Origin of the sequence: Pseudoalteromonas sp. bablab_jr011, from assembly GCF_016464045.1 — a bacterium.
Taxonomy (GTDB): domain Bacteria; phylum Pseudomonadota; class Gammaproteobacteria; order Enterobacterales; family Alteromonadaceae; genus Pseudoalteromonas; species Pseudoalteromonas lipolytica.
On record NZ_JACDWU010000324.1, the window covers coordinates 19,601 to 31,285 of the forward strand.

At 43.5% G+C, this 11,685-nt stretch carries 9 protein-coding genes and 1 riboswitch; of the genes, 5 read left to right on the forward strand and 4 right to left on the reverse strand.

All coding sequences use genetic code 11. The features are described 5' to 3' along the window. Positions 1–170: 170 nt before the first annotated feature. Genes JIG41_RS21590 through dapA form a run of 4 tightly spaced genes read right to left on the reverse strand, consistent with a single transcriptional unit; the run spans position 171 to position 4,139 of the window. Complete coding sequence (locus JIG41_RS21590; protein WP_180311305.1) at positions 171–1,289, reverse strand: succinylglutamate desuccinylase/aspartoacylase family protein; 1,119 nt, start codon at positions 1,287–1,289, stop codon at positions 171–173. Between the two features lie 5 nt (positions 1,290–1,294). After that, positions 1,295–2,500 (reverse strand): PLP-dependent decarboxylase, encoded by a 1,206-nt coding sequence (locus JIG41_RS21595; RefSeq protein WP_199525454.1) that lies wholly within the window; start codon positions 2,498–2,500, stop codon positions 1,295–1,297. Next, entirely contained in the window at positions 2,500–3,240 is a 741-nt protein-coding gene (locus JIG41_RS21600; protein ID WP_036974123.1) for a 2,3,4,5-tetrahydropyridine-2,6-dicarboxylate N-succinyltransferase, read from the reverse strand. Before JIG41_RS21600 ends, JIG41_RS21595 begins: the two co-directional genes overlap by 1 nt. Before the next feature lie 14 nt (positions 3,241–3,254). After that, on the reverse strand, positions 3,255–4,139 hold the full coding sequence (gene dapA, locus JIG41_RS21605) for a 4-hydroxy-tetrahydrodipicolinate synthase (protein ID WP_199525455.1): 885 nt from the start codon (positions 4,137–4,139) through the stop codon (positions 3,255–3,257). Between the two features lie 137 nt (positions 4,140–4,276). After that, positions 4,277–4,472, reverse strand: a riboswitch (Lysine riboswitch). Between the two features lie 182 nt (positions 4,473–4,654). Here dapA and JIG41_RS21610 point away from each other — a divergent pair. From JIG41_RS21610 to JIG41_RS21630, 5 genes are all read left to right on the forward strand, one after another. Next, positions 4,655–5,350 (forward strand): DNA-3-methyladenine glycosylase I, encoded by a 696-nt coding sequence (locus tag JIG41_RS21610; protein ID WP_074989659.1) that lies wholly within the window; start codon positions 4,655–4,657, stop codon positions 5,348–5,350. 8 nt (positions 5,351–5,358) lie between these two features. Continuing rightward, positions 5,359–6,771, forward strand: coding sequence for a YdiU family protein (locus tag JIG41_RS21615; protein ID WP_199525456.1), 1,413 nt, complete (start codon positions 5,359–5,361; stop codon positions 6,769–6,771). Between the two features lie 470 nt (positions 6,772–7,241). After that, positions 7,242–8,312 (forward strand): OmpA family protein, encoded by a 1,071-nt coding sequence (locus JIG41_RS21620; RefSeq protein WP_075594171.1) that lies wholly within the window; start codon positions 7,242–7,244, stop codon positions 8,310–8,312. Positions 8,313–8,880: 568 nt separating this feature from the next. Then, positions 8,881–11,478 (forward strand): bifunctional aconitate hydratase 2/2-methylisocitrate dehydratase, encoded by a 2,598-nt coding sequence (acnB, locus tag JIG41_RS21625; RefSeq protein ID WP_065978931.1) that lies wholly within the window; start codon positions 8,881–8,883, stop codon positions 11,476–11,478. Between the two features lie 107 nt (positions 11,479–11,585). Then, on the forward strand, positions 11,586–11,685 hold a 100-nt coding region (locus JIG41_RS21630), incomplete at its 3' end, for a valyl-tRNA synthetase (protein ID WP_199524622.1).

Below are 11,685 nucleotides of genomic sequence, written 5' to 3' on the forward strand. Positions count from 1 at the left end.
TTTAAACACGGTTTAGGTAAGGTGGAATTGACAGAGGCGAGGACTTGTTAAACGCTATTGTAAATAGAGAGCCCCAAGCTAGGCTTGGGGCTCTAATATAACGGCCTTTGGATAGAATCCTGTTGGCCGTTGACTCTCACGCAATGAGAAGGAATGAGCTCTGGGTTTAATCACAGCTCAAAGACATTGGTAAAGAACTTATAAAGCTCAGTACCTTGGTTTACGCTCGCTGATGCGAAATGCAATATTGCAATCGCGTCTTTATCAAAACTGAGTGTTTGCAGTGGTTGTTCACATAAGTAGCGCTCCATACGTAAAATATGGGCTATCGGCTCACCTGCTTTGATATGACCGCCTAACGGTGCTAAGTACTCGACCATACCGCCCATCGGGGCGTAGTAAGCAATGTAGTCATCGAGCATACAACCGTAACGAGTCATCGCTTTAGGCTGATACGCTGCATCAACAAATACACCTTTATGAGTCAAGTAGCTTAAAATACTGTGTGCATCTTCAAGGGCGGCACTCAAATCAATTTTTTCTTGGCTGCCAAGCTCAACAGTAAAAGCCTCGACCTGTACTGAAAGTTCGCGTCCGTATTTAGCAAGCTCTTCAGATAAAGACCACCACGGGCAAAAGCTTGCTTCATCCATCGCACCCCCAAAGTCATTAGGTATGAGCAATACATGTTCAATATTGAAGTATTGTGCGCTGTTTTTGGCATACTCTGGACAATATAGGTGCTGGCTTGAGATTGGGCCTGTGTGAAGGTCTAATACGATGTCGGCTTGATGTGCCAACTTTTGTAAGTTGAGCGCGATACGTTTACCCGTTGTTAAGCTGTAATCTGGGCCGTTTAGTTGTGCATTGATATCTGCGACTAATGCGTCTTTAAGAGCACTTCTGATCGTGTCTTCATTGCTTGATGCATGCTGCTCTGCAATCTGGGCAGGTAACGCGTTGTTAAAGCGATACATACGGTTCCAGTTGGTCCCTGTGATGGGATCAAAACGACCTAATGTAAATTCCCCCGACTTTTGGTTACAGCCAATCGGGTTTGCATAAGGGACAAGTGTGATATCACCGCGCAGTTTAAGCGTTTTTAATTGTTCAAGTAGCTGGTAAATAACGGCATTACCTTGTACTTCTGCACCATGCATGTTGGCCTGAATGTAAACGCTTGGGCCACTTCCATCGCCTTTTAAGCGATAGACTGGGATGGTCAATGGTAAGCCATTCGCAATTTCGCCGACGACAATGTTTTCTTGGCTAATTAACTCTTTACTCATGGTGATTACCTTAAATAATAGCTGGCATCTTCAGCGCTGCGGATACATTCAATGTTGCCTTGCTCAATGACGTATTCGGCAGCAAGTTCATGGCATAAAAAGTACGGCATACTCTCTGTGAAACCATAAGCACCACATTGACTGAATATGAGCCAGTCATGTTCATCTACGTCATTCGCTAATGTATGTTCACCTAAACAATCAAGCGCGGTACAAAGTGGGCCATAGAGTGTCATTGTTGTCCGTGAAGCCTGTGATTCACGCAATACTGTAACTGGGAAGTCTTGGTTTGTTACCGCAGGACGAAGCAGGTGATTAATCCCGCCTGATAAAATCACTTGCTGTTGGCCATAGTTTTCTTTTCGCTCAACCACAGGTGTTGCGTAATGACCACATTCACCTACGGCATAACGGCCTAATTCCATCCAAAGTTCTGCTACACCGGCTTGAGCTTTAATGCTGGCAAGGGTCTCGATAAGTGCTGACCAGTCTAATCGGTTGGCATCTTGAGTATAAGGGATGCCTAAGCCGCCCCCTAAATCGAGTATGTTAAGTTCAATGCGTAATGCACGTGCTAGTTGCTGTAATGGCTGGATCATAGCGCGCCAAAGCGCTGCCAGTTTGTCAGTGCTGAGCATGTTGCCCCACTGAAAAATATGCAAACCATCAACCTTAAGTGCTGGGTAGTCATTGACATTAAGCGCGTGCCACTCTTCACAACCAAGGCCAAAAGGAGTGAGGCTATCGCCACCAAGCGGGTTCTTTTCGCTGTCTGGCCAGCGAAGTTGTACACGCAATAATACTTGCAGTTGGCAGTTAGCTTTTGTGGCTTGCTCGTTTAGCCAACGGACTTGGTTAATGCTCTCGGCGACGAAAATACGCACACCTCGTGCAATAAAATGACTAATTTGTGCAGGGCTCTTTGCTGGCCCAGTGTTGAGCACGCGCTCGCTATTGATGCCTTGAGCAAGTACTTGCTCAAGTTCACCTTTACTCGCCACATCAAAATTAAACCCCGCACTGTCTAAACACTGAATAATGCGAGACAGGGGATTAGCCTTAACGGCATACCACAGTTTCACATCGGTTTGGGCAGTGAGTTGTTTTAAATGTGTCGTTAATTTATCAAGGTCATAGATAAAAAATGGCGTATCAAGGTGCGCTGAAACTTGTTCAACTGCTTGCTTGATGGGCGTGCTCAAAAAGCTCATTAACGTAAAACCTCTTCTAATAACAATGACGCGTCACTTTGTTCGTCACGGTATTTTACGATGAGCGCACATGACATGCTGAGGCCTTGCTCGCGAGCCCATGCATTGGAAGCAGGGCGAGAACCTGGGATCACAATAGCATACTCAGGGATTGGTTCGCCTTTTTCTAATTGGCGCTCATTCACGCAATCATAGACTGGAATGGTCGCAGACAAGCGGACTCCCGGTGCAAGCACTGCGCCTTTTTTAACGACAACGCCCTCTACAATCACACAACCTGCGCCGATAAATGCATCATCTTCAATAACCACAGGACTGGCACCAATTGGTTCAAGTACGCCACCTAACTGAACCGCTGCGCTCAGATGAACATTTTTACCCACTTGTGCACATGACCCTACTAAAGCGTGGCTATCGACCATAGTCCCTTCATCAATAAATGCTCCGATGTTTACATATGCGGGTGGCATAATGATCGTGCCCTTAGCAACGTGCGCACCTCGGCGAACACTGCTACCGCCAGGGACCATACGCACACCTGCATCTGCGGCAAAGCCTTGAGGGGCTAAATTGTGTTTATCAACAAATCCACCAGGAAACTCCGTGTTTGTGCCATTTTTAAAGGCCTCTAAAATGCCTTGTTTTACTTCAATATTGGCATGCCAGTTGCCATTCTCGTCTTGTGTTGCGGCACGTACTGTGCCCGATTCTAAGTTATTTAATAATGCTAACCAGCTCATGATAAAACCTGTTTTTAGTTCCAAGATAAAATTGTGTTGTTTGCGTGGGTGATGCTGTCTGTATGCTCAAGCTCTAAATGAGTCAGCGGTGGACGTAATTGCGGGGTGTTTATTCTACCTTGCAGGTGCATCAGTACTTTTACGGGAATTGGGTTTGCGACAGCAAATAAGCTTTGAATTGCGCTAGACCAATCGGTGAATAAATTGGGATGTTGACCACTTAAACTTCGTTTAACAAACTCATGAGTTTGACTTGGCCATGCATTCGCCGCCACTGACACTAAGCCTTTAGCACCCGCTTGCGCAAAATATGGCATCAGTGCATCGTCACCACTAAAAATGGCGAGCTTAGGTGAGGCCGTTCTAAAGCCTTCAAATTTGTCGATGTCACCACTGGCTTCTTTAAGTGCCCACAGGTTTTTATGATCGGCGAGGTTTTTAATGACGGTAGGTGAAATCTCAACAGCACTGCGTCCAGGTACGTTGTATAGCATACATGGGTGTTTACTCGCATTTAGTAAGCTTTCAAACCAATGAGTTTGGCCAATAACGCCAGGCTTTGCATACAGTGGTGAACCTAACAAGTAGCCATGAATAGGCAGTTGATTGCAGTACTCGACCCACGCAACTTGTTGCTTAAGGTTCATACCACCAACGGCAACCATAAGCGGTACGCTAGGGGTTAGCTGGCATACGTGCTCAACAATGGCTTGTTGTTCTTTGAGTGAAAGAGCAAGCCCTTCACCGGTACTGCCCAGCAATAAAATACCATTGTTGGCAGCTTGTTGTTCAGCCACAAGCTGTTCAAGGGCGATGTAGTCTACCTCGCCAGATTCAGAAAATGGCGTGATTAGCGCTGTCCATAATGGATAGTCGTTTAAATCAAAATTGTTGATCATCTCTCACGAACTTATAAGGTATTCGAAGAGTCAGTACGGAAACAATTGAATGGAGCCGCATGTCGTCATTCGAACAAGGTATAATTCGAAGAGCGAATGGGCTTAAAATAATAAAGACGCGACGGCTTTATTATACTAAGACCAGAAGCTCTCCACCAAACTTATCAATAGCATTGCTATTGTTGGTGACAGTCGCTGGGATTCAGCCCAGTCGCCCGAAATAAGCACCTCACAAACGGTGTTACTTCTCGGCGTTAATTTCCCCTCACGTATGATCAACAGAGTCTGTGCTCTTCCCATACGCTACCTGAATAACGCACCTCTTCCAGCCCTTTATGCTCGCTTTAACGTTAAAGCCAACATAATGAAATAGGGTATTGGCGCTGATTAAAGCATTTTAGCCTTCTAGGTGTCAAGGCGGTGGATTTGTTTTTTATTGACCAATTAAGCAATCGGGTTACGTATAACTTCGTTTTTACGTACACTTAGAACGAAGCAGACGAATTGGAAGAATGATGGAAAAGTTTACCGACATTTATCAACGAGCCGTTAAAAGAAAAGGCAGTGAAGAAATGCTGCATGCACTGTTATCAAACCCGCTCGATGATGCTGATATTGCTAACATAGCGGATGATTTATGGTTGGAGGAGTTCACTCGTAAGGTATTTCAAAGTGGATTCTATTGGTCTGTAATCAATAATAAATGGGCGGGGTTTCGTGAAGTATTTTGGGACTTTAGCGTCGAAAAACTATTGATGATGCCACCTGATATGCTCGAACAAAAAGCGATGGATGAGCGAATTATTCGCAATTTCAAAAAAGTGCAAACAATTCCTGAAAATGCTTACATGATCCATGAAGTCGCTGAAAAAAATGCAAGCTTTAGCCAATTTATTGCACAGTGGCCCAGCGACAACATTATTGGTTTATGGGCTTACTTGAAGAAGCATGGCGCACGCTTAGGCGGGAACACCGGCCCTTATGCGTTGCGCGCGATGGGAAAAGATACCTTTTTGCTCTCGCGAGATGTGGAAAGTTATCTTCGTGCTCATCAGCTCATTGATGGGGGATTGCAGACCAAAAAATCACAGCAAGCGGCGCAGAACTTTTTCAATGAACTACAGCAGCAAAGTGGTTATAGCCTGCAAGCACTGAGTCAATTAGTTGCTTATGGAGTGGGTGATAACCGAGTAGGCATTGCAACACCCTAAGGAATAATATGAAACTGCACACCCGATATACAGACATTAGTGATCTGTTAGCAATTGAAGACACCCCAACAGCGGTTTCTGACCCGAACTTATTGCTATTTAATGCTAATTTAGCCCGCGAGTTTGACATTAGCACTGACCCTGAGTTTTTAGCAAAACGTTTAAGTGGCTCAGAGGTAGATAACGCTGTAAAGCCTGTGGCGCTTGGCTATTCGGGTCATCAATTCGGTCATTTTTCGCCGCGTTTGGGGGATGGTCGTGCGCACTTGCTTGGTGCCATTGAAGATAAACATGGCGCATTATGGGATTTGCAATTAAAAGGTGCAGGTGCAACGGTTTTTTCGCGTGGGGGAGATGGTCGTTGTGCACTAGGCCCTGCCATACGTGAATATATCATGAGTGAAGCCTTGGCGGCCTTAGATATTGCAACTACCCGTTGCCTTGCTGTTGTAACGACTGGAGAAACTGTTTACCGACAACCCCCACGACCCGGTGCCGTTGTAACGCGTGTCGCGAATAGCCATATCCGTGTTGGTTCATTTCAATATTTAGCAACTCAGGGTGATATTGAAGGACTTGAAAAGTTAGTTGAATACGCAATTAGTTGTCATTTTCCTGATATTAAAAGTGAAGGTGAGCAGCGTATTACAGACTTTTTAGCGGCGGTAATCGATAAGCAGATTGAGCTTGTTGTGGGCTGGATGCGAATTGGGTTTATTCATGGTGTGATGAACACAGATAACACATTAATTAGTGGTGAAACCATTGATTATGGCCCGTGTGCAATGATGAATCAGTTTGATTTAGAAACAGTTTTTAGCTCTATTGACCACCAAGGACGTTATGCTTTTGGTAATCAACCAACTATTGCAAATTGGAATTGCGCGCGTCTTGCAGAAAGCTTATTACCGCTTTTTAAAGATGAGGAACGTGCGCTCAGTGAATTATCAGCGATTATAAATGGCTTTGCTGCTAAGTTTAACACGGCATTTGATACCATGTGGCGACTAAAGTTAGGTTTAGATGGCGAGCAGGCAGGCGATCAAGCATTAGTTTCAGAGTTACTCACTTTGATGAAACAACATAAACTTGATTACACGAACACATTTAATGCGCTGACAGAGTCATTACGAACAGATTTCCCGCTCCCGGGTAGTTTAAAAGAATGGCTTTGTAAATGGCGGTTAAGAATTTCGGGTGAAAGTTACGGAGTGATGCGCGCTGTTAATCCTGCAGTCATTCCACGTAATCATAATATTGAAATGATCTTGACTGAATATGAGCAAACGGGCACGAGTTCATCGATAGGTGAGTTGTTGAAAGTCTTAGAAAACCCGTATAGCTATGAAGAGCGATTAGCAGCGTGGTACCAGCCCCCTCATGATGGGGATAGTCATTACCAGACTTTTTGTGGTACTTAAGGGCGATGTTGAACAATATATTGCAGCTGTAAATGCTCATTTTTTAAAATCTAAGTGTTCGCCGATTGAGCAAGGTAGCTGCCAGTGATATGATTTATATCAATAAAATAGCACTAAAGTTTTGCTTTTTAACGAATATTTACAAATAAAGTTGCTTTCAACTTGTTGATTTAAAAATAACCAATATAATAGTGTAATTGGGAATGGACTTTAATCGGTTTTGAGGTCAGTAAATTAGGCGGAAAAAGCAGCTTTTGTCTGATTTTAACAAAGCGATCTAAAGGCATTGTTATGCAAAGTTATTTAGATAACCTATTATTATGGGTAATTGACTGAAATTACTCGGCAAGATATTTGTTCTGTACCGAGTGTGTTAAGTTTTGATTAACTATTAGTCGACTACTCTGTTTAAACTGATTGAGCTGGGATGACTTAGCTACAATTTTAATTGTGAAAATGGGAAGGAAACAATGAAATTAAAATCACTTACTATTGCTTTAGCATTAGCTGCAACTAGTGCATCAAGCTTCGCAGCCGAAAAACAAGGTTTTTATATCGGTGCATTTGGCGACTACTATGATGCGTCTTGGGAAAATGTTCGCGATTTCGCGCCAGGTGGCCTAGATGTTGATGACTCTACAGGTTGGGGTTTAGAGCTAGGTTATCGCTTCAGCGATTATTGGAGCGCTCGTCTTGAGTATGCTGATATGGATTTTGATTACAGCGTAGCTCTGAACGACGGCACGACTATGAGCGGTTCAGAAAGCGGTAAGCGTTACGGTATCGATGGTTTATATCACTTCGGTGGTGGCCCATTCTACGGTATCTTCGGTTTGAAAAACCTTGATGCAGTTGACGAAGACCTAATGTTCGCTAACCTAGGTGCTGGTTACCAACATTACTTCACTGACAATTTCGCATTTAACGCTGAAACGTCTCTATACCAAGGTCTTGACCGTGGTTATACAGATGTAGGCGCTAAATTAGGCTTAAGCTACATTTTTGGTGCTCAAGAATCTTCAGCTGAGCCAGTTGAGCCAGCTCCAACAGTTGTTCCTGTTGCTGTTGAGCCTGTAGACAGCGATGGTGATAACATCCCTGATGCTGACGACCAATGTGCTAACACACCGATGACTGATGCAGTTGACGGCACGGGTTGTACATTATACGAAGACCGTGAAGTAACGAAGAGCTTACTAATCACGTTCCCTAACAACACATCTAAAGTGTCTCAACAGTACTTAGATGACATCGCTAAAGCTGCTGCTTTCTTAAAAGAGCATCCAGGCACTAAAGTACTACTTGAAGGTCACACTTCATCTGTAGGTAAAGCTGACTACAACAAGTGGTTATCTAAGAAACGTGCTGATGCCGTTGCTAAGAAACTTATTGAAGATGGTATCGATGCAGAGCGTCTAACGACTGTTGGTTTAGGTGAAGAGCGCCTTAAAAACCCAGCTAATACAGCTGAAGCACATGCTGAAAACCGTCGTGTAGAAGCACACGTAAGCGTTATTGAGCGTGTAAAAGTAGAGCGTTAATAATTAACCTTTGCGACTAATTTTAAAAACCCAGCCAAGTGCTGGGTTTTTTATGGTTAAAATAGTGTGCTCATAAGGATAAGTCGTTAAGCCAATCTGCAAAAATACCTACCCCAGTTCACAATAACGCTTAACTATTGTGAGGTGCTAAATTTGTCGCTAGCTGCGTTAAAAATGTCTGATTTACGACTGCATTGATTGAGCTGGTAGAGCGATGCAAAAGCAATAGCTAAAAGCAGCTAAAAGACAAAATTTTGTCTTGTTATTATCGAGATTTTCTTGCCTTTAAATAATGCGCTTAATAAAGCGAATAGGGTTAAACGCACTGTTAATGACCGCTAAAGCAGATAGGAATGATTCTTAGTTAATAAATATTCATTTGAATAGCTTTTTTTTCTACCACTATTCATGTTATTTATAGTGAATATAAAGTGCCTAACCGCAGCATGGATTTTCATCTATACTTAAAAGCTTTATAATTAACCGTCAGAATACTATAAGTACTGGGTAATGATTGTATTTAGTTTAATACTACCGAGTACTCTCACGTCACCAAGAGGGCAATATTGTGCTACAAGAATATCGTAAACACGTAGAAGAACGTGCCGCGTTAGGTATCGTACCAGCGCCACTAGATGCTCAGCAAACGGCTGATCTTATTGAACTAATTAAAAACCCACCTGCAGGTGAAGAAGAGTTTATCGTTGATCTTCTTGTTAATCGTGTACCACCAGGCGTAGACGATGCTGCATACATCAAAGCTGGCTTTTTAGCGGCAGTAGCAAAAGGTGAAACAAGCTCACCATTAGTATCAAAAGAAAAAGCGGCAGAGCTATTAGGTACTATGTTAGGTGGTTACAACATCGCACCTATGATTGAACTTTTAGACGACGAAGCGTTAGCGCCAATTATCGTTAAAGGTTTATCAAACACATTATTAATGTTCGATGCTTTCTACGACGTAGAAGAAAAAGCGAAGGCTGGTAACGAATTCGCGAAACAAGTTATCGAGTCTTGGGCAAATGCAGAATGGTTTGTAAATAAACCAGCCGTTGCTGAAAAAATCTCTGTTACTGTTTTCAAAGTAACGGGTGAGACAAACACTGATGATCTTTCACCTGCACCTGATGCATGGTCTCGTCCAGATATCCCACTGCACGCTTTAGCTATGCTTAAAAACGAGCGTGACGGTATCAACCCAGACAAGCCTGGTGAAGTTGGTCCAATTTCACAACTAGAAGAGCTTAAAACGAAAGGGTTACCGCTCGCGTATGTTGGTGATGTAGTTGGTACGGGTTCATCGCGTAAATCTGCAACTAACTCAGTGCTTTGGTTCATGGGTGATGATATCCCTCACGTACCTAACAAGCGTGTTGGTGGTGTATGTCTAGGCGGTAAAATCGCGCCTATTTTCTTCAACACGATGGAAGATTCTGGTGCATTACCAATCGAATTACCTGTTGATGAACTAAACATGGGTGACCAAATCGATATCTTCCCTTACGAAGGTGTGGTTAAGCGTCACGGCACTGATGAAGTTATCTCAACGTTCTCTTTAAAATCAGACGTAATTCTTGACGAAGTGCGTGCTGGTGGCCGTATTCCACTTATTATCGGTCGTGGTCTAACAGACAAAGCGCGTGCATCTCTAGGTCTAGAAGCAGAAGATATCTTCCGCAAACCTGCTCTTGTTACTGACTCTGGCAAAGGCTTTACGCTTGCACAGAAAATGGTTGGTAAAGCATGTAACATGCCTGGCGTACGTCCTGGTCAATACTGTGAGCCGAAAATGACCACTGTTGGTTCGCAAGATACAACAGGTCCTATGACACGTGACGAACTTAAAGATCTAGCATGTTTAGGTTTCTCTGCAGACTTAACAATGCAGTCTTTCTGTCATACATCAGCATATCCTAAGCCAATCGATGTAAACACTCATCATACGCTTCCTGATTTCATCATGAACCGTGGCGGTGTATCACTTCGTCCAGGCGACGGTGTAATCCACTCATGGTTAAACCGTATGTTATTACCAGACACCGTAGGTACGGGTGGTGACTCGCATACGCGTTTCCCGCTAGGTATTTCATTCCCAGCAGGTTCGGGTGCGGTAGCATTCGCAGCTGCAACAGGTGTAATGCCACTTGATATGCCTGAGTCAATCTTAGTACGTTTCAAAGGTGAAATGCAGCCAGGTATCACATTACGTGACCTAGTACATGCTATCCCTTACTACGGTATTAAAGAAGGTCTTCTAACTGTTGAGAAGAAAGGTAAAATCAACGAATTCTCTGGTCGTGTACTAGAAATCGAAGGTGTTGAGCACTTAACAGTTGAGCAAGCATTTGAGCTTTCTGATGCGTCAGCTGAGCGTTCAGCGGCAGGTTGTACCGTTAAACTTTCTAAAGAATCTATCGCTGAATACCTTGAGTCAAACATTGTCATGCTTAAGTGGATGATCTCTGAAGGTTACGGTGATGTTCGTACTATCGAACGTCGTATTAATGCAATGCAAGAGTGGTTAGCGAACCCAGAGCTTATGGAAGCGGATGCCGATGCAGAGTACAAGCACGTACTTGAAATCGACCTAGCTGAAATCAAAGAACCTATTCTTTGTGCGCCAAATGACCCAGATGACGCACGTTTACTATCTGACGTTACAGGCGAGAAAATCGACGAAGTATTCATCGGTTCTTGTATGACTAACATTGGTCACTTCCGTGCTGCGGGTAAACTTCTTGATGGCTTCAGCGGTCGTATTCCAACTCAGTTATGGGTTGCTCCTCCAACGAAGATGGATAAAGATCAGCTTACTGACGAAGGTTACTACGGTATCTTTGGTCGTGTAGGTGCGCGTATTGAAACTCCAGGGTGTTCATTATGTATGGGTAACCAAGCACGCGTTGCTGATAAGGCGACAGTTGTGTCTACGTCTACTCGTAACTTCCCTAACCGTCTTGGTACTGGCGCAAACGTATTCTTAGCATCAGCAGAGCTTGCAGCGGTTGCTGCAATTCTAGGTAAACTGCCTACACCGGCTGAATATCAAGAGTACGCAGATAAGATCAACGCAACAGCAGCTGATACTTATCGCTACCTGAACTTCCACCGTATGCCTCAATACACTAAAAAGGCAGATCAAGTAATTGTTCAGCAAGCTGTGTAATAAGTAACTAATTGAGTTTTACTGTAAAAGGCCCGCATTATATATGCGGGCTTTTTTATTAACTTTTTGTCTCGTCCTGAAATGTGTTTACACATTTAGGACTTATTATGACCAAGTCAAATAATACACCGATCAAACGAACACAACGAGATTATTCATTAGGCTTTAAATTACAAGTTGTCGACGCTGTAGAAAAAGGCGATATGA